This window comes from Kitasatospora sp. NPDC001132 (assembly GCF_053598415.1).
The window spans coordinates 126096-147408 of record NZ_JBSFKF010000016.1; the positions used below are offsets into that span (position 1 = coordinate 126096).

A 21313-nucleotide genomic window follows, 5' to 3' on the forward strand; every position below is an offset into this window, starting at 1 on the left:
GGTGGACGCGGACGCGGTGCCCGCGGAGCCGCCGTCCGCTCAGACCACCAGCAGGTCCACCACGTCCGTCCCGCCGGCCCGGTACGCCTCGCGCAGTTCGCCGCCGACCGCGTCCGGGTCGGCGGCCAGCCGCGCCCCGCAGACGTACACCACCCGGACGCCCAGGTACTCCATCCGCTGCCGGCCGCCGCGCACCCAGGCGGCTTCGCCCTCGCTCACGCAGCGCAGCTCCGGGTCCACCTCCACCGCGACGCCCCGCTCCGGCCAGTAGAGGTCCGGGACGGCGATGTAGGTGCCGCCGCCCATCCGCAGCTCCGGGGCGTTCAGCGGGGCGGGCAGCCGCCACTCGTCCACCAGCCGCCCCAGTCGCTCCAGCGCCACGTCCCGTTCGGCGGCGAGGAGTTCGTCCAGCGCAGCCCGCACCCGGGGCTCGCGGGTCAACCCGGAGTCGGTGAGCTCGGTCGCCAACTCCTGTACCGTGCAGCGGTTCCCGGGCCCGGCGACGGCCTCCCGCAGCACCGCGCGCACCGGCGCCGGGCCACCCGGCTCCGCCGTCCACTCGACCAGCGCGTCGGCGACCGCCCTGGCCACCGGCGCGCAGGCCAGGCCGTGCACCGAGCGGGCCACCAACTCCCGTTCGGTGCGCCGGATCCGCACCCCACCGACGTCCTTCAGCCGGCGCTGCCGGGGCACCAGGACGTCCACCCCGGTCACCGCGGGCAGCCGGGGCACGACGGTGAAGCCGTACAGCGCCAGTGCGGCCGCGCCGGTGATCACCGCGCCCTCCCCGCGGCCCTCCTGGCGCCCGTTCTGCGCGGCGTACAGCAGCGCGGCCCACATCCGCTGCTCGGGGGTGGGCTCGGCGGCCTGCAGCAGGTAGACCCTGGGCAGCATCCGCTGCCAGGGACCGCCCCGGCGGCAGTGCTCGGTGATGATCCGGGCCGGCACGCCCCGGGCGCGCAACTGACTCGCGGTGACGACGTTCTGCTGACGCTTCGCCAGGTCCTCCAGGGACGGCGGCGGGGACGGAATCCGGTAGCTCATGCCGACACCATCCCCAACCGCCACGACCTGCGACCGGGACCCTGACGCACTGTTACCCAACCGTCGCGAAACCGGGATCAGCCCGCACTAAAGTCCTCATACCCTCACTCATTTGGAGTAATTGACGCTCATCAGGTTGTCATATGTGATCGAAAACGATCGCCCACCTGGTCGCCTGACCCAGAGTGACCAAGGGCATACGGCGAGGGAACCCCAAGGCGTCAATCCCGCCTCGGGGATTGCCTAGGCTTACGTCATGTCACGTGACGAGACCGCCGGCCTCCGCGCGGCCCAGCTCCGCCTCGGCCGTCTGCCCGGATACGTCCGCCGCCCGGACCCCGCCCGCCGCAGCGGCGAGAAGGGCCATACGTACAAGAAGGGCTGGGAGGTCCGCTTCACCGCCCGCAGTGAGGCCGAGATAGCAGAGATCCGCGACCTCGTGGTCGCCGCCGGGTTCGCCCCGGCCAGGCCCTTCTTCAAGGGCCACCAACTCATCCAACCCGTCTACGGCATGGCGGCCGTGCAGGCCTACCTGGCCGCTAGACAGGCCGCCGAGGAACACGCCGCCCGGGCCGCGCTCGGCCGCCGACGACGGGCGGCGGGACGGCCCGCCGGCACCCTCGCGGCCGGCGGGCTCACCCCCGGAACGCTGACCGGCGGCGGGCACGCCCCCGGGGGGCACGCCGCGGGCGGACACGCCCCGGGCACTCATGGCGCGGGTGGACACCCCTCGGGTGCGGCGCACCGGCGCGAACGCGAGGAGGCCGCCGCCGGGGCGGCCGCGGCGGCTGCGGCCGCTGCCGCCACGGCGGCACAGGCGGCCCGGCGGCGGGCCGTCGAAGCCTTCCCCACCCAGGTCGAACGGGACACCGCCGCCGACCGGATCTCCCCGACGGAGACCCGGACCACATCCTGACGGGCAGTCGATCCGCCCGCCCCACCGCCCCGGCCGGTCCCGTCCAGACCGCCGGGGCACGGTCGATGGGCGCGGCGAGCCCCGGCCCGCCGCCCCTGCGCCCGCCGTCCCCGGTGGGCGCCGTCCCCCCGTCACCGCGGTGACGACCATGCCCCCGTCCGCGGTGATCTTCACGGCGATCTCCGTGCTGATCGCGAGCGCGGTTGTGCGGGTGGTTGTGCGCGCACAGGTTCGCGCCCTGGGCGTGGACGCCAGCCTCCCCAGGCCCTACGGTGGCACATCAACTGCCTTGCAGCCATCGCCGTCCACACCCTCTGACCAGCCGCGACACGCTCGCACCTACGAGCCCCACGCCACTGCGCAGCACTGCCCCGCCGGCCCTCGCCGGCCCCCCGCCCGACCGTCCCGCCGCCTCGCCGCACCCGTCCTCCACCGGAACCGGCCTGGCGGCGACGGGTTCCGGGCATTCCATCGGATTGGTCACCCAGCGCACCGAGGGCCTACCGTAGAGTGAGCACAGATGATCGACCGTCAGAAACCCATCTCCCTTTTCGAGAAGCCGAGATGACCAATCGTCACGAGAGTTCCGCCGAGCCGCCCCCGGGGCCCGGCGAGCCGGCGGACGTACCACTGGAGTTCACCGCGTTCTGCGAACTCCACCGCCCCCGGTACCTCAGCTACGCGCACGTGTGGCTGACCGAGCACAGCGCCGCGACCGCCGCCGTCCAGCAGGCCTTCGCGGAAATCGCGGTGCTCTGGCGGGAGTTGATGGGCAGCTCCAACCCGACCGCGCACGCCTGGGACATCCTGCGCGGCACCGTCGCCGAACACAGCCGCCGGATGCCCGCCGCCCCGGACCGCCACCCGGCCGACGACGACCTCGCGATCCTGCACTACGTCGTCGGCCTCGCCGCCCCCGAGATCGCCGACGTCATCGGAACCGACGCCGCCAGCGTGGCCGGGCGGCTGCGCCGCACCATGCTGCGTGAGGCCTCCGGCTGGTGACGCCGCGCCCCGGCCGCCGGCTGCGGCCCTTCCGCAAACCCCCGCCCGGCTTCAGACCCGCTCGCCCGTCACGTCGAACAGATGGTGCACCGGGTCGTGGATCAGGTACCGGGAGAACGACTCGACCGTGAACCGCGCCCCGTCGCTGCGGTTCCCGGTCCGCTCCCACTGCGTACCGGCCACCCGCCCGAAGGCCGCGGCGAGCGTCTCCGCGGCCCGCCCCAACTCCCCGGCCACCACCCGCGGATCCTGCTCCCCGTAGCGCTCGGCGACGGCCGTCCCGTCCTGGTCCCAGTTGGGGAACAGCGGGTCGTCCCGGTCCAGCATCAGACCCAGCCGGACGTCGAACAGCCGGAAGACGTCCCGGACGTGGCACGCGTACTCCAACGCCGACCACACCCCCGGCGCCGGCCGCCGGCGCAGCCCCTCCCCGTCCCCCGCCAGCACCGCAAGCCAGCCCTCCGCATTGGCCCGAACCATCCCGGCGACGTCCTCCCGCACCACCCGCGGGGTGTCCAACCCACAGTCGGGGCAAGGGCGTTCCAGCACCCAGGTCCAGTCCTTGGTGTCCGGGACGATGCCCGCGTCGACGGTGGCCCCCGGCGTGCTCTCAGAAGTGCTCATGGGCCCAGCATCCCCGCCACCGGAGGACCCCACCAGCGGCATTGACGCCAGCCGTCGCCGAATTACTGCCACCCCGGCGCACTCGCCCGACACACGCCCCCATCCCCGCGCGCGCTCCAGGATAAATGCGTGGACGAACCGGAATCCGACCACCCATCCTGGGCACCATGACCGCCGATCTCGCCGCCCTCGCCGTCAAACCCACCCTGTACGGCCCCACCATCCGACTCGTCCCCCTCGACGAACGGCACACCGACCCGATGTGGGAACTCTGCGCCGACGAGGAGACCAACCGGCTCACCGGCACCCGCACCACCTTCACCCGCGACCGGATCCACCACTGGTGCACCACCCGCGCCGAACAACCCGACCGCCTCGACCTCGCCGTCGAAGACCCCACCACCGGCCGCTTCCTCGGCGACACCGCCCTCACCGACGTCGACCCCGACAACTCCTCCGCCAGCTACCGGATCGCCCTCACCCCGGACGCCACCGGCCGCGGCATCGGCACCGAAACCACCCTCCTGGTCCTGCGCCACGCCTTCGAGACCATCCGCCTCCACCGCGTCCACCTCGAAGTCTTCGAGTACAACGAACGCGCCGCCCACACCTACCGCAAGTCCGGCTTCATCCTCGAAGGCCGCTCCCGCCAAGCCCACCACTGGGACGGCCGCTACTGGGACGTCCTCCAGATGGCCGCCCTACGCACCGAATGGCTCGCCACTCACTGACCCCGCCGCCGCCCCCGCACCACGAACACCACGACGAGCCCGACCACCAGCGCCAGGCCACCCGCCGCCACCCCCACGGCGGCACCCATCCCGTTCCCGCTGCTGCCCCCACCCTCAGCCCCGGGGGCAACAGCCTCCTCCGACGCCCCATCCGTCGGATCATCCGCCGGCGGCGCCCCCTGCGACTCCTTCCGACCCACCAACGGATTCCCCCGAGGCCCGTCGTCCACCCCAGGATTCACCTCCAGCGCCTTCCCCGGCGCCAACACCCCGTACCCGTACCGGTCACTCGGCACCGCAGACCCGTCAGCCGGAGGAGTGGCCGTCTTGATCAGCCGATTGACCACCTGCCCGGCCGACAGGTTCGGGTACTTCGCCCTGATCAACGCCGCGGTGGCGGACACGTAGGCGGTGGCGTCCGACGTGCCGTTGCCGATTCCGTAGCTCGACGAGGACTTCGCCGACGAGTGGTAGATCTCAACGCCGGGAGCTGCCAGTGTGGTCTCGGGCCCTGGCGTCGCCTTCGCCCAAAGCTTCCCCTGTTCGTCAACCGCAGTCACCGCTACGACACCCGGGAATGCGGCAGGGTACTCCACCGAAGTGCCATCACCGTTCCCGGCCGCCGCGACAAGCACGACGTCCTTGGACACCGCGTACTTGATCGCATCGCGTGCCTGGGAATCAAGCCGCGAGTACCCACCGAGCGACATGTTGATAACCTTCGCGCCCTTGTCGGCCGCATACCGAACAGCGAGTGCAATGTCCGACTGGTCGAGGTTCGGAGACTCCCCATTGGTCCTGATACGCACCGGAAGAATCCTGGCCTTCGGTGCGAGGCCCATCACCCCGGCCCGGTCTCCGTGACCATGCCCGGCAATGATGCTGGCGATTCCGGTGCCGTGACCGAGATTGTCCACCCGGCCATCGGTCTTCGCCCCGGAGAAGTCGGTGCCTGACAGCACCTGTCCAGTCAGGTCCTGGTGGTCCTGCATCACTCCGCTGTCCACCACGGCGACAACGACGCCTTCGCCCTGGCTCTGAGACCAGATCTTGTTCTCGACGTCAAAGGATCGGAGAGCCCACTGCGAGTCCCGCACCTGATCAGCCACTACCGGTGTTGCAGCCACCCCCCAGAGCAGGGTTCCAGTAGTCAGCACACCAGCAACGCGTACCAGTCGGCCACTCGACACGTTCAACCCCAGTCAGCATTGCGCCCCTAGGCTCTCCGTCCTGCGGGACAACAGATCCGTCAGTCCGCACGGCGGCGGAGATCAATCATTCCACCACGTTCGGGTTGGCCTTCTTGTCCGACTCCCAGGTCTCGGAATCCGCGACTAGATAGTCGGGGCGCTTCCCCTCATTCTTCTTGTTGCTTCCCCTGTGATGGGTGCCCGCTGCGCCCATCACAGGGCCCATCCCGCCCGTCGAACCGGGCATCGGTTCCGTCCTTACCCGGTTGCGGGCTCCGAGACCCGAACCGCCCTCAGTGAAGGCCTGCCGGCCGCTCGCGCGACCGTCGGAGCGACCGCTGCCTCCGACAACGCCACCGGTCTTCCCGGACGTACCGTCCCCGGCACGCACGTCCGGCGCGATGCGGCCACCCTGCTCGAAACCACCGCCCGCCGCCTCTTGCACACCGAAAGCCCGCCCCGAGCGCGGAGCCGGGCCGACCACCTCAGCCTCCCTGCCGGCCATGCTCTTGAGTCCGGAGCCCCGAACGGTCTCACCGTCCGCGCGGCCCGGCATGCCGACAACCGGTCCCGGGGTCCCATTCGGTGAGCCGGGACCACCACCGGGTCCGGCGGGAAGCCCACTGTTTGAAGGCGTGGTGACCGAGGTGTTCGGAGAGGGAGAGGTCGTGACAGCTGTGCCGTCGATCCCTGTACCAGCTCCGGTACCAACCCCCGACCCGGTCACCGACTTGTTCGTGGGTGCGGCGCCGACCGACACTGCCGAGGGCAGCGGCTTGGGCGCCGCTTGTACGGTTCCCCCCTTGATGCCCGAGTCAGTCGGTGCGGTCGCCCTCGCCACGCTGGCCCTTGGAGCGATCGATCCACCTGACGGTCTCCCGGCTGCGGCCCCGGAACCGCCCTTTTCCGCAGGAGCTGTCCGTTCTCCGGTAGCCATCATCCCGGCCATCACAGCCCCTGCCGCCGCAGCCGAACCACTCGGGTCCTCCGCGTTGGGCGCATCGCGATCCTGGCCCCGAACCGGATCCGTAGGTGGCCTCTTCGCGTCCAACGGCGGTGGGGGCTTCAGGGCCGGGGTGGCGATGCGGTAGTGCATGGCGAGGGTCTGCATGATGGCGGCCGCTTCGGCCTTCTTGCGGTCGGCGAGGGGGATGTGTTCGTCGTCGTCGCCGAAGAGGGCGTCGCCGACGGTGTCCTTGACCTTGTCCCAGTTGCCGGGTTCCTCGGGCATGTCGCGTTTGGCCTTGGCCATGGCCTCGGAGGCGTTGTGGAGGATGTTGGCCGCGTCGTTGGCGTAGGCGGCGGCGTTGTTGATGCTGGCGGCCAGGGTGAGCATGCGGGTGTGGAAGGCGTCGCTGGTGGTGCCTTCCCAGGAGGTGGCGGCTTCGGTGCTGGCTTTGGTGAGGGCCTGGCGGATCTGCTTGAGGGTGTCGGCGGCTTTGCGCCAGGGGTCGCCGGCGGCCATCACCGCGCCGGGGTCGAGGGCCTGTGCCATCGTGCGGAGTTGGGCGTGGCTGTACTTGGTGAAGTCGGTGTAGACCACGGGCGGTCGGCCTCCGTTCGGTCCGGGCGGGCGCGGGTCAGACGGTGGCGTTGCCGCGGGTGGACGGGGTGGGGTTCTGCTGGGTCGCGGCCTGGCTGCTCGCGGAGGGGTTGGCGACGGACCAGCCGTCGTCGCCGACCTTGAGCTTGGTGGCGGCGTGCCGGTCCTGCTCCTCGTAGTTGACGGCGGTGAGGTCGGCCTTCTGCTGGGCCTCGTTCACGGCGTCCTGGAGCTGGTTGAGGACGTCGCGCAGCGCGTCCCGCATGGTGCCGTAGCGACTGTGGATCTCGGTGGCCTCGGCGAAGGTCCCGAAGGCGTTCTTGCCGATGGCGCTGCGGCCGTGCGCGTCGGTCCCGTCGGCGTGCTTCTGGAAGTCGGCGAGCAGGAGCCGTACTTGGCCGGCGAAGGTGCGGAGCTGTTCGACTTCGATGCGGTAGCCCTGTCCGGCTCCGCCGGTGGAGCCGGTACCGGTGCTCCCTGTTCCCATTTCGGCGCCCCCCGTGCGTCCGTCCCTGGCGGTCGGGGCCGGGCCCCGGTGTCTCATGTCTAACACACCGGGCCCGAATCCGGCCCGGGGCTTGGTCAGTTCGCGTTCGTCCCGGTCCGTTGGGCGTCGGCGAGGGCGCGGCGGCAGAGGGAGTCGGCGTGCCGGGTGGTCTCGGGGAGGCGGTAGTGGCGGGCGAGGTCGAGGGTGGTGCGGACGGCGGTGTCGAGGCCGGTCCGGTGGCCGACGGAGACGAAGACGGGTTTCACGCCGGTCCTGGTGCGCACCGCGCGGCCGACCTCCTCGCCGGTGGCGGGGTCGGTGAGGGGGGTCCAGGAGCCGCGGGCCTTGTCGGGTGTGTGGTGGTCGAACGTGAAGGGGGTCTTGGCGACGCCGAGGGTGCGCAGTCCGGTGAGGACGCCGAGGTGGCTGGCGAGGCCGAGGCGGCGGGGGTGGGCGAGGCCGTAGCCGTCGCAGACGACGGTGTCGGGGGTGTGGGTGAGTGCGGCCAGGGCGTCGAGGACGGCGGGGAGTTCGCGGAAGGCGAGCAGTCCGGGGACGTACGGGAAGGCGATCCGGCCGACGGCGGTGGCCTGTTCGACCACCTGCAGGGTGTCCCGGTCGAGGAGGACGGCGGCGGCGGCGACGAGGTCGCGGTCGTCGTCGTAGGCGACGTCGACGCCGGCGATGAGCGTGCCGGGGGCGGCGGGGTCGTGGCCAGGGTCGTCGTGGGCCTGGACGAGCGGGCGCAGCCGCTCCTGTTCGGCGAGTGCCTCGGCCTCGGTGGTGGGCCAGTCGGCGGGGATGGGCATGGTCGGTTCCCCCGGTGGTGGTGGCGTGTGCGGTGACGCGTGGTGTCGACGGGTTCCGGTTCACCGTACCGACCGGGTCGGACGACCCCGGGGTGAGCCCGTGCGCCCCCTGTGCCCCCGCGTTCGGGGACTAGCCTGGACGTACCCGTCTCCCCGCGGGGTAGGACCACGGGATCCGGCACCATTCCCGCCCGTTCCCCCCGACGTGCGAAGGACCCCCCGCCATGCCGCGCCCCTCCGTCACCCAGGCCTGCCTCGGCTCGTTCACCGTCGTCGCCTCCACGGTGGCACTGCTGGCCGTCTCGGGCGCCTCGGGCGTTCTGGCGGTCGCGGTGCTGGTGGGGTTCGCGCTGGCGCTCGGCACCGTGGTGACGGTGCTCTCGATGTCGGCCGCCGCGGCCAGGTCGGCGGCCGGGACGGCCGCTCCCGCGGATCCGGCCGGTGCGGCCGGCCGCACCGCAGCCGCCGGGCACGCGTACGCCCGGCAGCGCTGATCCGCCGCCGGGCGCGGGTGTGGCCTGCCGATCCGCTCAGACCTCGGTGGTGACCACCACGGTCTTCGCGGCCTTGTCGTGCAGGCACTGCCGGTAGGGCTTGTCGAAGACGCCGAAGAATCCGTCGACGATCCACCAGAGCGCGGCGCAGCAGATGACGGCCGGGAGGATGAAGACGGCGGCTCGGGTCCAGGCGGCGGACGGGGTGGGTTTGTTCCCGTCGACGAGCATGGCGACCCGGATCTTCATCGCCTTCTTGCCGAGGGTCTGGCCGTCCCGGCTGAGCATCAGGGCCTCGTAGACGAGGTAGATGGCGCAGCCGAGCCAGAACGCCTCGGTGGAGCCGTTGCGCGTGCTGAGGTCGACGAAGGGCCCCACGACGATCACCCCGATGACCTGCACCAGGACGTAGTCGATCAGCCGGGCGAGGATCCGTTTGGGCCAGGTGCCGAGCGGCGGCATACCGGGGACGGGGCCGGCGCCGGGTGTGCCGTACGCGCCGGGTCCGTAGCCGGTGCCGTGACCGGGCGGCGGCTGGTCGTACGGGGGCTGGCCGTACGGGGACTGTCCGTAGGGGGCCTGACCGGGCGCCGGTTCGCCGTACGGGCTGCCGCCGTAGGTTCCCCGGTAGGCGCCGGGGCCGCCGGACTGGTCTCCGGACTCGCCGCCGGACTGGCCACCGGACTGGCTGTTGGACGGGGTCGGGCCCGACGGCTCGCCTTCCGGCGTGCCGCCGCCCGGCTGCGGGGGCTGCTTGTCGAAGGAGGGCTTGCCGCCCCCCTCCGGCTGGGAGCCTGAGGGGTCGTGGGTGCTCATATCCCCGAGTAGAACATCACGAATTCTCGATGTTCGGGACATTCTGTCCGTTTTGCACTGGCCCCTGGCTGCCCTCAGCCGCGCACCACCCGAGTACGGGCCGCGCGGTCCTGCCAGCCCCGCCGGGCCGTCCGGTCGAACACCGGCCAGACCAGTCCGAGCAGCAGCACCGTGCCCAACTGCCGCACGACCCACCGGAGCAGCGAGCGGCCGAGGCTCAGCCTCGCCGCCCGGGCGGCCGGGGCGGCGGCGTCCACCACGCGGATCCGGGCCAGTCGCTTGCCGAAGGTCTGGCCGGTGCGGGCGACCGGCAGCACCTCGTAGAGCAGGCTGACGAACAGCAGGATGCCGAGCAGCACGGCGGCCTTGCCCAGCACCACGTCGTCCACCAGCCAGACCTGGACCTGGTGCCGGGCGAGGACGCTGGCCATCCGGGCCTGGTCGACCTTCCGCTGGAGGTGGTCGGTCACCGAGCGGCCGAGCGGGATCCCGGCGGCGACCGCGACCACCAGCAGGATGGCGGTGTCCACCGCCCGCGCCGCCAGTCGGCGGCCGAGGCCGGCCGGCTCGGCGCCCCGGGCGTTCCTGCCGGTCCGACCGGCCCGACCAGCCCGAGCGACCCGAGCGCTGCCGGCGGCCCCGGCGGCCCGCGCGGCCCCGGAGGACGCGGGAACGGTGGCGGCGGAGGCCGAGGCGGACGGGCGGGGCTGGACGGCGGTCTCGCGGAGCGTCCGCACGGCGGGCAGCGGAGTGGCGGGCGCCGTCGCCGCGACCGCCGCCGTGGCGAAGGACTTCGAGGCGACCGCGACCGCGGTCGGCCCCGGCCCCGACCCCGGGCCCGGAGGGGCGGCCGCCACCGCCTCTTCGCCGATCACCGGCACCGGCCCCGAGGCCAGGACGGCCGGCACCGGCGCCTCCCGCACCGTGACCGCCACGACGGGAGCGCCGGCGGCGGCCAGTTCCGTGGCAGCCGGAGTGCGCTCGGGCTCCGCGCGCCCCTCCTCCACATCGAGTGCCTCCGGAAGCACCCCCCAGGAAACCCAACGCGGTGCGTCGCCCGTGTCCATCAGGCCCCGCTGCGCCCGAGGATCTGCCTGCCAGCCGGACTCCCCGACACCCTGGAACGGGGCCGGGGAAGGGGACGGGGACGGCGACGGGGACAGGGGCGGGGCCGAGAAAGCGGCCGAAGCCTGGACCGGGACGGCCCCGGGCGGCTCCACGCCGGCGAAGCCCGACGGCACTCCCGCGGACGGCTCTCCCGCGACCGGCATCCCCGCCGAAACTCCCGGCGACGCCCCCGGTCCGTCGACCGTCCGGAACACCGGCCCGCCGATCACCTCCGCCACCCGGGGCCCGAGCACGAAGGACGCCCCACCCGAGGTCTGGTCGAAGTACACCGGCCCGGTGTCGCCCCCACCCGCTGGCAGCCCGGCCCGCACCTCCGCCATCGACCCCGATGCCACCGACCCCGAGACCACCGCCTCCGAGGCCATCGACCCGGGAGCCACCGACCCCGAGACCGGCAGCCCCGGGACCACCGGTTCCACGACCACCGGTTCCGGCACCTCGACCGCCCCCGGCAGCGCGGCCTCCGGCACCACCGGTGGCGGCACCACCCGCGCCGCCGCACCGCCCGGAGCGGGCCGCCGGGTCACGTACCGCGGCGGCTCCAGCACCTCTCCCCCGGCGGGAGCGGGCCGGCTGGTGCCGGGCACCCACGCCGCGCCGCCCCAGTACCGGACGTAGCCGGGGATGGACGGGTCGGGGTAGTAGCCGGGCTCGGGCGCGACGGCCGGGTCGCCGTCGGCGACGAAGGGGCGGTCCGTCATGGGGGTCTTCTTTCCTGGCAGGTCCTGACGAGGAGGGTGCGGGCCGACCGGGCCCGACCACCGCAGACGCGTCCACCCGCGCGCACGACCCGGCGCGCTCCCGGCGGTCGGCGCGCGTGGGGGCACCGCCGGTGGGCGGAAAGTCGCCGGGCAGTCACAAAGGGTAGTACCTCATCGAAGCCGTGACGGAAGGTTCGCGATTCGCCGGACAGCGGAGGGTCGCTCAAGGTAAGGAACCAGGCGCACGACGACTGCCCGCGCGCCGTGTCATCCGCTGTTCACCACCCCTCACCGGACTTCCCGAAGAAATCCCGGAAACGTGTGTAAGAGCCGGTGCGGACCGCCCTCTCAAAGGTCACAGGGGCCCGAAGCCGGGCACAACCCGAAGGCAGAGAGGAAGACGATCATGGAGCGTCCCGTCAGCGTCGTCGAGCACGAGCTGGAGCTCAACCTGGTGCTCTCGCCGGAGCACAGCGTCCCCGTCCCGGCCCGGCTGTCCTACGGCAGCCACGACCCGTACGCGGTGTACATGACCTTCCACCTGGACACCGGTTCCCCGGTCACCTGGGTGTTCGCCCGCGAGCTGCTCGTCGAGGGCACCTTCCGCCCGTGCGGCCAGGGCGACGTGCGGATCTGGCCGACCCGTTCGGGCCGGCGCAGCGTGCTCTGCCTGGCGCTGAGCTCGCCCGCCGGGGACGCGCTGCTGGAGGCCCCGCTGCCGGTCGTCGCGGCCTGGCTGGAGCGGGCGCACCGGCTCGTCCCGCCGGGCAGCGAGCTGGCCGCGCTGGACATGGACGGCTCGCTCGCCGAGCTGCTCGCCTAGCGTGCGCCGCGGCGTGCACCGGCACGTACAGCAACACGAGCACGGGGCGCGAGAACGAGCGGCGGGCTCGGCGGAAAAACCGGAAGGACCGGAACAACCGGAAGGACCGGAACGACCGGAAGAAGCAGGACCGGAAGAAGCAGGAGCGGCGCCCCCGCCGGCTCAGCGGGCCGCGGGGGCCTGCTGACGGCCGCGGGCGGCGTCCGGGCCGCCGACGTCCCGCTGTCCGGGCAGCCGGACCAGCGGCGCGCCGGCCGAGAGCCGTCGTGCCCTTATCCGGACGGCGGCGGCGAGCAGGAAGCAGAGTCCGACCCACGGATAGACCGAGGTCGGCAGCTGGCGCCAGAGCGGCATATCGAGGACGGCCAGGCCGACCGGCTTCGCGGCCCACATCGCGAAGGACAGGAAGGCGACCAGCGTGGCCCAGAAGACGGCCCGCCAGCGCAGCCGACGGACGCCGGCCGGGCGGGCGTGCTCGACCGAGGCCTCGGCGGCGAGCAGGACGAGCATCGGCACGCACCAGACCCAGTGGTGGGTCCAGCTGATCGGCGAGATCAGCACGGCGGTGACGGCGGCGCAGCAGACGCCCCAGGCCTCGGACCGGGGCAGCCAGCGGCCGCTGCGCGCGGCCCAGGCGGCGACGCCGAGACCGGCCAGCGCGACCAGGCCGGCTCCGACGGTGGCGACGGTGCCGGGGTCGGCCGAGTGCAGCAGGCGGGCGAAGGCGCCGCGCATCGACTGGTTGTCGACGATCCAGGTCTTGCCGACCCGGGAGGAGTCGTAGAGGTACTTGGTCCAGAAGCCCCAGGTGGCATCGGGCAGGACGAGGGCGCCGAGCAGGAAGGTGCCGAGGAAGGTGAGGCCGGCCACGAAGGCGGCCCGGATCCGGCCGGTGATCAGCAGGTAGACCGCGAACAGGCCGGGGGTGAGCTTGATGCCGGCGGCGATGCCGATCGCCACGCCCTTGCTGCGCCGCCCGTCCGCACGGGTGAGGTCCCAGAGGATCAGGCAGGCCAGCGCGAGGTTGATCTGGCCGTAGCGAAGCGTGGTGAAGACCGGTTCGAGCCAGACCCCGAGGCCGGTCACCAGGATCACGCCGATCGGCCGCAGCTCGCGGCGCGGCCAGCCGACCAGCTTGAAGGACAGGTGGGTCAGCAGGGCGAGCAGCCCGAGGTTGCCGAGAGTGATCGCCACTCGGAGGAAGGGGACCGGGAACCAGGTGGTCGGGACGAACAGCATCGCCGCGAACGGCGGGTACGTCGCGGGCAGGTTCCACTCGGTGACGCGCAGCGCGTACAGGTCGGTGCCGTCGGCCACGGCGGCGCCCTCCGCCCGGTAGACGATCATGTCCACCATCGAGGTGTGGACGAAGTGCCGGACCACCGCGTACACCAGCAGGGACAGCAGCGCCACGGCGGAGGCGGCCAGCAGCGGGCGGCGGGGGGCTTCGCGCAGCGCCCGGACAGGGGCGCCGAGGGCCCGGCGCAGCCGGTCCGACAGGGGGGCGGGCGAGGGGTCGGGTGCGGTCCGCACCGGGCTGCGCTCGTCTTGCACCGCTGTCACTGTCCACTCCGTCCACGGCTCGGCCAACCAGCGACGATACCGGATGCCGCCCGACTGGGATCGGACACGATCAACTACGCAGCGTGACGCGTCGGCCCTGACCGGCCCCGGCGCCGACCTGGGGGAAGGGCACACCGGTCGCCGTGGGGGTGACGGTCGGGGTGCGGGTCGGCGCCGGGGTGGTCGGGTGGCCGGCACGACCGACGCTAGCCGCGGCCCGGGGCCGCGACCGCCGGGCTGAGCGAGGGGTAGAACTCCCTTAGGTCGCCGTTAAGGATGGGCCCGTACGAGAAGGACCCGCCCGACGCGCCCAGCCGCCCCAAGTGCCCAGCCGCCCAGCCGTCCAGCCGTCCCGTCGCCCCGTCGCCCCACCACCCGGGCCGCTCAAGCCACCGCCGTCGCCGCGCCCTGCCGTCACTTCTGGAACAGCACGCCCCGGGTCCGCCGCCGGCCGCCCCGCGCGGGCGGCGCCTCCTGCGGCCCGGTGCGCAGCCGCAGCCGGGTCTCGGCACCGCCGAGCACCGCGGAGCGGCCGAGCGCGACGTCCCCGCCGGTGGACTCGGCGAGCTTGCGGACGATGTCGAGGCCGAGGCCGGTGGAGCCCTCGCCGCCGTGTCCCTCGCCGCGTCTGAGGGCGGCTGCCGGGTCGCTGTACCCCGGTCCGGCGTCGCCGACCAGGACGATCACCGAGCAGCCGGTGGCCAGCACGTCGACCGAGAAGGCGGTGCCGACGGCGGTGTGTCGGAAGACGTTGCCGAGCAGTGCGTCGACGGCGGCCGCCAGGTCCCCGCGCTGGACGGGCACCGGCGCCGCCTGCTCGGCGCCGGCCAGCTGCCAGCGGCGTCCCTCGTCCTCGGCCAGCGCCGACCAGAAGGCGACCCGCTCCCGGATCACCTCGGCGGCGTCGCAGCCGACCGCGACGGCGGGCGCGTCCTCGGGGGCGCGGCGGGCCGAGCGGATGATCTGGTCGACCTCGCGCTCCAGTTGGGCGACCGCGTGCCGGGTGGCCTCGGCCGCGTCGCCCTCGCCGAGCGAGGCGGCGTTGAGCCGCAGCACGGTCAGCGGGGTGCGCAGCCGGTGCGACAGGTCGGCGGCCAGTTCCCTTTCCGCGGCGAGGAGTTGGGCCACGCGGTCGGCCATGGTGTTGAACGCCTGGCCGGCCTCGCGCAGTTCCTCGGGGCTGCCCTCGACCTGCTTGCCCTCCACCGGGACCCGCACCGAGAGGTTCCCGGCGCCGAGCGAGCGGGCGGCGGCGGCGAGCTTGCGCGCGGAGGCGACGATGCGGCTGCCCATCCGGTCGGCGACCAGCACGGAGATGGCGACCAGGCCGAGCGCCACGGCGGAGAGCACCTGCCAGGCCGTGGCGACGCCCCTGGTGAGGTCGTTCTCGGCCACGAACACCTCGACCACCGCGGTCCGCCCGGTGTCCACCGCGACCGGCTGGAGCAGGGCGTACCCGCCGGCCACCTGCACGGTGAAGGAGCGGCCCTGCCCGCCGGCCGTGGCCACGTCGGCCGCCGCGGCGCGCCCCTCCCCCAGCATCGGCCCCCCGGGCCCGCCGATCGCGGCGGCCGCCACACCGGGACCGCTCGCACCAGGACTCCCCGCGCCCGGACTCGCGGCGGGACCACCCACGCCGGCACCACCCGTAACAGCACCACCCGCCCCGGCGCCCCCGCCACCGCCGTCGTGGAGCGCGTCGCCGCCCCCCGCCCCGGCGGGCTGCCCGGCCGCCGGGAGGTGGACCGCCATCCGCCCCTGCCCGCCGGCGTCCGTGCTGGCCAGGGCCCGGGTGATCGCGTCCTCGTCGGTGGTGATCGCCAGCGCCGGTCCGAGCGCCGCGGCCTGCCGCTCGGCGGCGGTGAACGCCCGGTCCCGCGCGGTCTGTTGGACCATCATCCCGAGCGGGATCAGGAAGGCCAGCGCGACCATGGTGGTGCCGGCCACGGCGGCCTTGATCAGGGCCCAGCGCAGCGAGCGCCCGAACCGCCTCATGTCCGGTGCTCCGCCAGGCCCCCGGTGGCCTCCAGCCGGACCCCGACGCCCCGGACGGTGTGCAGGTAGCGGGGGTTGGAGGCGGTCTCGCCGAGTTTGCGGCGCAGCCAGGAGAGGTGGACGTCGATGGTCTGGTCGCCGCCGTAGGTCTGCTGCCAGACCTCGGCGAGGATCTCCTTGCGGGGCACCACGACGCCGGGCCGGGCGGCCAGGAAGGCCAGCAGGTCGAACTCACGGCGGGTCAGGTCGAGCGGCCGTCCGTCCAGCGCGGCCTCCCGCCGCTGGAGGTCGATGGCCAGTCCGCCGACCCGCAGCACCTGGGCGACGGGCGCGGCGCCGCCGCCGAACCGGCGCAGCACGGCGGTCATCCGGGCGCTGAGATGCTCCCCTGAGAAAGGTTTCACCAGGTAGTCGTCGGCGCCGTCGTTGAGCAGCCGGATGATCTCGGCCTCGTCGTCCCGGGCGGTGGAGACGATCACCGGCACGTTGGTCAGGCCCCGGATCATCTTGAGCGCCTCGCTGCCGTCCAGGTCGGGCAGGCCGAGGTCGAGGATCACCAGGTCGCAGCCGACCTGGGCGACCTCCCGCAGCGCCTCCAGAGCCGTGCCCACGCTGCGGACCGCGTGACCGGTGTCGGTCAGGTGGCGGATGAGGGCGGAACGTACGAAGGGGTCGTCCTCGACCACGAGCACTGTTGCCATGGGCCTGCACGGTACGCCATCGCCGGCGAGTGGTCTGTACCTCGGGGGTGGGTCCGGACATTGTGCAACTGCCCTGCTGAATACCGGGGGTGCCGGTCTCCTTCCGAATGGAAATACGGCAGGATGTGCGGACGATGCGGAACGGACTGGTACAGCTCGGCGCCTGGGCGGCGGCCACCGGGGCGGCGGTGGCGCTGTCCTGGCTCGGCGTGCACGCGGTGCTGACCGGCGCCGCGTTCGAGCAGCCCACGGCGCTGCCGCTGCCCTCCCCGAAGGCCGACGGCACGCCGCACCCGGCGCCCGCCACCCCGGACCCGCCGCGCTCCGGCGCACAGTCGACGCCCCCTTCCCCGGCGGCCTCACCGACCACCGCCGCCACTTCCACCGCCGCCACCACCCCGCACGGCCCGGCTCCCGCCACCACCGCGGCGTCACCGACCCGCCGGCCCGCCCCCACCGCCACCACGACGTCCACGGTGAAGAGCTATCCGATCCCGGGCGGCAAGGTCGCACTGGACCTGAAGCCGGACCGGGCCACCCTGGTCTCCGCCACCCCGGACCCGGGCTGGCAGATGCTGGTGTGGACGGACGGCCAGTGGCTGCGGGTCGACTTCGTCCGGGACACCGAGACCAACTCGGTCATCGCCTCCTGGAACGGCCACCCGCCGATCGTGGAGACGGTGATCCGCTGAGGCCCGCTTCTCGACGCCCCGTCAGGCCGCGGTTCGTCAGAAGTCCTCGCACGGCACGTATCCCGGCAGGTACGGCCCCGCGTACCCCGCCCGGTCCACCAGCGTGTGCCTGGTCCCGCCCGGCACCGCGATGGTGGCCAGCACCACCGCGCCGTAGTCGTCCCGCGCCTCGTACGGCTCGGCCAGCGACAGCGCGCCCCGGTCCACCGCGTAGTCGTACGCGTAGTAGACGTCCGGCACGCTCACTGCGAGGTCCAGCACCCCGTCCCCGTGGCGGTCCAGATGCGCGGTCAGCTCCCGGCCGCGCGGGCCGGTGCTCCGCACCGGGGAGGTGAGCACGATCCGCGTCCCCGGTGCGGCGAGGACGTACGAGAGCGTCTCCGGCTCGCCGGTCTCCGGCCCGGCGTACGCGGTGCAGCGCAGTCCGAGCGCGGCGCAGTAGCGGCGGGCCGCCCGCTCGGCGTCGGCGACCGCGAAGACCACCGCGTCCGCACGGCCCATCGGCAGCGGCCCCGCCTCCGCCGGGTCCGCTGCGAGGCCTGCCCCGAACGGTGCGAGGCCTGCCCCGAACAGGGCTGGTTCGGCGGCGGTGTCGGTCATGATGACTGCCCTCCCGGTTGGCGTACGGACCATCCTGGCCGCCCCGGCACCCGGGGGTGGGGCCCTGGGAGCGGGGGGTGTGGCTGGAGGGTGGCGCCGGGCCGACCCGCGCGCAACTGTTCCGTTTCCTCCTGGTCAAGCTGTGCCCCGGAGCGGAAGAATCGGCCGCGCAGCTGTACAGAATGCCCACCCCAGGACGGTGCCGCGAATGCCCCCCGCCCACTCCCCGAACTCCCCGGGTTCCCCCGGCGCACCCAACTCCCCCGCCCCGCAAGGCGCTTCCGCCGCCCCGCCGGCCGGCACCAACGACGCCATCGACCCCCTGGACGGCCGGCTGATCCGGCTGCTCGCCGAGGAGCCCCGGATCGGGGTGCTGGAGTGCTCGCGCCGGCTGCAGGTCGCCCGGGGAACCGTGCAGGCCCGGCTGGACCGGCTCCAGGCCAAGGGCGTGATCGGCGGCTTCGGCCCGGAGGTGGACCCGGCGGCGATCGGCTACCCGGTGACGGCCTTCGCCACCCTGGAGATCTCCCAGGGCCAGGGCGCGGACGTGCGGGCGCACCTGGCGAGCGTTCCGGAGGTGCTGGAGCTGCACACCATCACCGGGATCGGGGACATGCTGGTGCGGATCGTGGCCCGGTCCAACGCCGATCTGCAGCGGGTGATCGACCGGGTGCTGGGCTTCGACGGGATCGTCCGCTCGTCCACCGCGATCGTGCTGGAGAACCCGGTTCCGTACCGGATCCTGCCGCTGGTGGACCAGGCCGCCGCCGAGTAGGAGGGGAGACACGGCCCGACGCGCCGATTTGGCACATCCGTGAGGCGTCGATGGCCGCAAGATTTATATATGAACGTTCTACTAACCCTCGCGCCGCCCTCCGATCCGCTGAAACGCGTGCCGACCGAGCCCTCTCCCGGGTCGGCCCCCGCATGACGAACGCGGTCGCGGCCGACGGAACCGCCCCCACCCTCATCGCCTCCGCCCAGCGCGCCCTGCGCCTGCTGCAGGCGGCCGCCGGCTACCCCAAGGGCGCCACCGCCAAGCAGCTCGCCCGGGACACCGGCCTGGCCCTGGGCACCACGTACCACCTGCTGCGCACCCTGGTGCACGACCACTACCTGGAACGCCACAGCGGCCTCTACCTGACCGGCCCCGCGGTCGCCGGGCTGATCCGGTACGACGGCCCGGCGACGGGCCGGGCCCGGCTCAAGGCGCTGCTGGGCATGCTCGCCGACGAGCTGTCCGCCGCCGTCTACTTCACCTGGTACCGGCACGGCGAGGTGGAGCTGGTCGAAGCCGCCGAGGCCCCCGGCGCGCCGCTGATCGACCGGGCCGGCTTCCGGGCCGCCGCGCACGCCACCGCGGCCGGCAAGACCGTGCTGGCCCTGATGACCGCCGAGGAGCGCCGGGACCACCTGGCCCGCTACCCGATGGTGCCGTTCACCCCGTACACCCTTCGGGACCCGGCGTGCCTGCCGCTGCTGCCGCGCCAGGGCCCGCGCCGGGTCGTCCCGATCACCCAGTTCCAGGAGTACGAGATCGGCTCGGCCGGTGCGGCGGTGCCGATCGTCGCGGGCACCGGCATCGGCGCGATCTCGGTCTCCCTGCCGATGGCCCAGGCCCACCGGCTGGCCGGGATCGCCGCCCAGCTGCACACCCGGCTGGGCGACGACTTCGCCTCGGTGGCCTTCGGGATCTGACCGCGCCGGGGCCGGCCAGCCCCGGCGCCCCGGCGGGAACGGCCGGCAGCGCAGTGGGGGACGGTCAGCAGGACGGGACGGTGCCGCCGCTCCTCAGCGCCTGGAGGGCGGAGACCGACTCGGCGAGGTTGCCGACCGGCACCAGGCGCAGCGACGCCGGGGTGTTCACCTTGGCGTCCGTGCACTCGTCCTTGGGCAGCAGGAACACCGTCGCGCCGTCCCGGGCGGCCGCCTGCGTCTTCAGGGGGACGCCGCCGACGGGACCGACGGTGCCGTCCTTGGCGATGGTGCCGGTGCCGGCGATGGTGCGCCCGCCGGTGAGGTCGCCGCCCTTGCCGTCGCCGGCCAGCTTGTCGACGATGCCCAGCGCCAGCATCTGGCCGGCGCTGGGGCCGCCGACCGCCCCCAGGTCGACCTTGACCTTCACCTGGTCCGGCGACAGGTGGAGGTAGTCCAGCGCGGCCGCGGTGGCGGCGTCCTGCGACTCGGCCATCTGCTGGGCGGTCGCCTCGTCGGCCTTCGCCGGGTTGCTCTCCGGGTAGACCGTCTCGGTCGGGCGGACCGCCTCCTTCGGGTCGAACCACGCCTGCAGCGAGCGCCAGAAGGTGTTCTTCTGCCCCGGGTTGGTCGCCGTGATGGTGACCATCCGCAGCTCGCCCTCGGTGGTGCGCAGCGGCGCCCCGGTGATGGTGAGGACCGGCTTGTCCTCGTACGTGCCCAGGGTGTCCGCGGTCAGCCCCGGCCAGGTGACGGTGTACGGCAGCGGCACGAAGGCGGCCACGCCGAACAGCGCGGCGACCAGCACCCCGCACAGCGTGAGCGCGCGGGTCCGCGGGGAGGTGAGGGCCTTGGTGAGCTTGGTGTCGGACACAAGGGAAATCCAAACACACCCGACGACCCGCGCGGGTGCTACCTCAGGGCGTCGGCCACCTCGGTCGCCGCCTCCACCACCCGGGGGCCGACCCGCTCGGGCACCATGCCGTTCAGCATCACCACACCGACGCTGCCCTCGATGCCGCTGAGTCCGACCAGTGCGGCGGCCGCCCCGCTCGCCCCGGACTGCTCCTCCGCACGGGTGATGACGAAGCCCTGTTCGGGCCTGCGCTGGCTGGGGAACGTGCGCGCCTCCAGGATCGCCCGGCCGGCCGCGCTCTCGGTGAGCGGGTGGCGCAGGCCGGTCCGGTAGGCGACGTGGAAGTCGGTCCAGCTGGGCTCGACCACGGCGACGGCCAGCGCCTCGTTGCCGTCCACCAGGGTCAGGTGGGCGGTGGCGCCGAGGTCCTCGGCCAGGCTGCGCAGGGCCGGGAGGGCGGCCTCGCGCAGCAGCGGGTGCACCCGGTGCGCGAGGCGCAGCACGCCGAGGCCCACCCGGGCGCGCCCGCCGATGTCCCGTCGGACCAGTCCGTGCTGCTCCAGGGTGGCCAGCAGGCGGTAGACCACCGTCCGGTTGACGGCCAGCCGGGCGGCCAGCTCGGTCACGGTGAGTCCGCGCTCGGAGTCGGCGAGGAGCTTGAGGACCCGGACGCCGCGGTCCAGGGTCTGGGAGGTCTCGGCAGTCACGACGGGCAATCCTTTCCGCGGCGCTCGCGGGGCGGGCGGCGCCGTTCCAAGGTCGGTGTCGCGCGCAGGTGGGGGTGGCCGCGCTCGGTCCGTACGGCGTCGTCCTTGACGCGTGCGGCCCTGCGACGCCGTCCCGCGGGGGTTGCCCGACGGAAGAGCGTGGGGGAAAGGTAGTGAAGGAAATGACGCGGCG

22 protein-coding genes are annotated in these 21313 nt (G+C 73.6%); 8 read left to right on the forward strand and 14 right to left on the reverse strand.

The genetic code is table 11. The features are described from left to right. Positions 1-39: 39 nt before the first annotated feature. Positions 40-1044, reverse strand: a complete 1005-nt coding sequence (locus tag ACWDBE_RS22045; RefSeq protein ID WP_449792167.1) for a hypothetical protein — start codon at positions 1042-1044, stop codon at positions 40-42. Positions 1045-1300: 256 nt separating this feature from the next. On the opposite strand from ACWDBE_RS22045, the gene ACWDBE_RS22050 reads away from it, so the two are divergent. Together ACWDBE_RS22050 and ACWDBE_RS22055 are read left to right on the forward strand one after the other, a co-directional pair. Continuing rightward, on the forward strand, positions 1301-1960 hold the full coding sequence (locus ACWDBE_RS22050) for a hypothetical protein (protein WP_449792168.1): 660 nt from the start codon (positions 1301-1303) through the stop codon (positions 1958-1960). Positions 1961-2524: 564 nt separating this feature from the next. Continuing rightward, entirely contained in the window at positions 2525-2965 is a 441-nt protein-coding gene (locus tag ACWDBE_RS22055; RefSeq protein ID WP_449792169.1) for a hypothetical protein, read from the forward strand. 51 nt (positions 2966-3016) lie between these two features. Here ACWDBE_RS22055 and ACWDBE_RS22060 read toward each other — a convergent pair whose 3' ends face one another. After that, positions 3017-3589, reverse strand: coding sequence for a DinB family protein (locus ACWDBE_RS22060; RefSeq protein WP_449792170.1), 573 nt, complete (start codon positions 3587-3589; stop codon positions 3017-3019). A gap of 167 nt (positions 3590-3756) precedes the next feature. Between ACWDBE_RS22060 and ACWDBE_RS22065 the strand changes: the two genes are divergently transcribed. Next, on the forward strand, positions 3757-4320 hold the full coding sequence (locus tag ACWDBE_RS22065) for a GNAT family N-acetyltransferase (protein WP_449792171.1): 564 nt from the start codon (positions 3757-3759) through the stop codon (positions 4318-4320). Here ACWDBE_RS22065 and mycP read toward each other — a convergent pair. From mycP to ACWDBE_RS22085, 4 genes are all read right to left on the reverse strand, one after another. Next, positions 4314-5447 (reverse strand): type VII secretion-associated serine protease mycosin, encoded by a 1134-nt coding sequence (gene mycP, locus ACWDBE_RS22070; protein WP_449808841.1) that lies wholly within the window; start codon positions 5445-5447, stop codon positions 4314-4316. The two genes, ACWDBE_RS22065 and mycP, sit on opposite strands and share 7 nt — an antisense overlap. Before the next feature lie 148 nt (positions 5448-5595). Beyond that, the gene (locus ACWDBE_RS22075; RefSeq protein ID WP_449808842.1) at positions 5596-7053 is read right to left on the reverse strand and encodes a WXG100 family type VII secretion target; all 1458 of its coding nucleotides are present in this window, start codon (positions 7051-7053) and stop codon (positions 5596-5598) included. Between the two features lie 37 nt (positions 7054-7090). Beyond that, positions 7091-7540 carry a hypothetical protein gene (locus tag ACWDBE_RS22080; RefSeq protein ID WP_449808843.1) on the reverse strand — a complete coding sequence of 150 codons (450 nt, stop codon included), beginning with the start codon at positions 7538-7540 and terminating at the stop codon, positions 7091-7093. Positions 7541-7635: 95 nt separating this feature from the next. Further along, positions 7636-8349 (reverse strand): endonuclease V, encoded by a 714-nt coding sequence (locus ACWDBE_RS22085; protein WP_449808844.1) that lies wholly within the window; start codon positions 8347-8349, stop codon positions 7636-7638. Between the two features lie 224 nt (positions 8350-8573). On the opposite strand from ACWDBE_RS22085, the gene ACWDBE_RS22090 reads away from it, so the two are divergent. Beyond that, positions 8574-8843, forward strand: a complete 270-nt coding sequence (locus ACWDBE_RS22090; protein WP_449808845.1) for a hypothetical protein — start codon at positions 8574-8576, stop codon at positions 8841-8843. Between the two features lie 36 nt (positions 8844-8879). Here the strand turns inward: ACWDBE_RS22090 and ACWDBE_RS22095 are convergent, their stop codons facing one another. After that, on the reverse strand, positions 8880-9659 hold the full coding sequence (locus tag ACWDBE_RS22095; RefSeq protein ID WP_449808846.1) for an RDD family protein: 780 nt from the start codon (positions 9657-9659) through the stop codon (positions 8880-8882). Between the two features lie 74 nt (positions 9660-9733). Next, positions 9734-11488: an RDD family protein gene (locus tag ACWDBE_RS22100; RefSeq protein ID WP_449808847.1), complete on the reverse strand. Its 1755-nt coding sequence runs from the start codon at positions 11486-11488 to the stop codon at positions 9734-9736. Positions 11489-11894: 406 nt separating this feature from the next. Between ACWDBE_RS22100 and ACWDBE_RS22105 the strand changes: the two genes are divergently transcribed. Then, positions 11895-12311 carry an SsgA family sporulation/cell division regulator gene (locus ACWDBE_RS22105; RefSeq protein ID WP_188298732.1) on the forward strand — a complete coding sequence of 139 codons (417 nt, stop codon included), beginning with the start codon at positions 11895-11897 and terminating at the stop codon, positions 12309-12311. Positions 12312-12473: 162 nt separating this feature from the next. Here the strand turns inward: ACWDBE_RS22105 and ACWDBE_RS22110 are convergent, their stop codons facing one another. The 3 genes from ACWDBE_RS22110 to ACWDBE_RS22120 all read right to left on the reverse strand — a co-directional run bounded on the left by ACWDBE_RS22110 (position 12474) and on the right by ACWDBE_RS22120 (position 16570). Continuing rightward, complete coding sequence (locus ACWDBE_RS22110) at positions 12474-13874, reverse strand: glycosyltransferase 87 family protein (protein WP_449808848.1); 1401 nt, start codon at positions 13872-13874, stop codon at positions 12474-12476. Between the two features lie 414 nt (positions 13875-14288). Beyond that, positions 14289-15869 carry a sensor histidine kinase gene (locus ACWDBE_RS22115; RefSeq protein ID WP_449808849.1) on the reverse strand — a complete coding sequence of 527 codons (1581 nt, stop codon included), beginning with the start codon at positions 15867-15869 and terminating at the stop codon, positions 14289-14291. After that, on the reverse strand, positions 15866-16570 hold the full coding sequence (locus ACWDBE_RS22120; RefSeq protein WP_449808850.1) for a response regulator transcription factor: 705 nt from the start codon (positions 16568-16570) through the stop codon (positions 15866-15868). The genes ACWDBE_RS22115 and ACWDBE_RS22120 overlap by 4 nt, the downstream gene beginning before the upstream one ends. Positions 16571-16704: 134 nt before the next feature. Between ACWDBE_RS22120 and ACWDBE_RS22125 the strand changes: the two genes are divergently transcribed. Next, positions 16705-17262, forward strand: a complete 558-nt coding sequence (locus ACWDBE_RS22125; protein ID WP_449792180.1) for a hypothetical protein — start codon at positions 16705-16707, stop codon at positions 17260-17262. 36 nt (positions 17263-17298) lie between these two features. On the opposite strand, the gene ACWDBE_RS22130 is transcribed toward ACWDBE_RS22125, so the two are convergent. After that, a complete protein-coding gene (locus tag ACWDBE_RS22130) occupies positions 17299-17862 on the reverse strand; it encodes a VOC family protein (protein WP_449792181.1) in 564 nt (187 codons plus the stop codon). 208 nt (positions 17863-18070) lie between these two features. On the opposite strand from ACWDBE_RS22130, the gene ACWDBE_RS22135 reads away from it, so the two are divergent. Both ACWDBE_RS22135 and ACWDBE_RS22140 read left to right on the forward strand, forming a co-directional pair. Beyond that, positions 18071-18637: an Lrp/AsnC family transcriptional regulator gene (locus ACWDBE_RS22135; RefSeq protein ID WP_449792182.1), complete on the forward strand. Its 567-nt coding sequence runs from the start codon at positions 18071-18073 to the stop codon at positions 18635-18637. Between the two features lie 152 nt (positions 18638-18789). Beyond that, on the forward strand, positions 18790-19560 hold the full coding sequence (locus ACWDBE_RS22140; RefSeq protein ID WP_449792183.1) for an IclR family transcriptional regulator: 771 nt from the start codon (positions 18790-18792) through the stop codon (positions 19558-19560). A gap of 64 nt (positions 19561-19624) precedes the next feature. Here ACWDBE_RS22140 and ACWDBE_RS22145 read toward each other — a convergent pair whose 3' ends face one another. After that, positions 19625-20431 carry a S16 family serine protease gene (locus ACWDBE_RS22145; RefSeq protein WP_449792184.1) on the reverse strand — a complete coding sequence of 269 codons (807 nt, stop codon included), beginning with the start codon at positions 20429-20431 and terminating at the stop codon, positions 19625-19627. A gap of 38 nt (positions 20432-20469) precedes the next feature. After that, positions 20470-21120 (reverse strand): IclR family transcriptional regulator, encoded by a 651-nt coding sequence (locus tag ACWDBE_RS22150; protein ID WP_049654777.1) that lies wholly within the window; start codon positions 21118-21120, stop codon positions 20470-20472. Positions 21121-21313 lie beyond the last annotated feature (193 nt).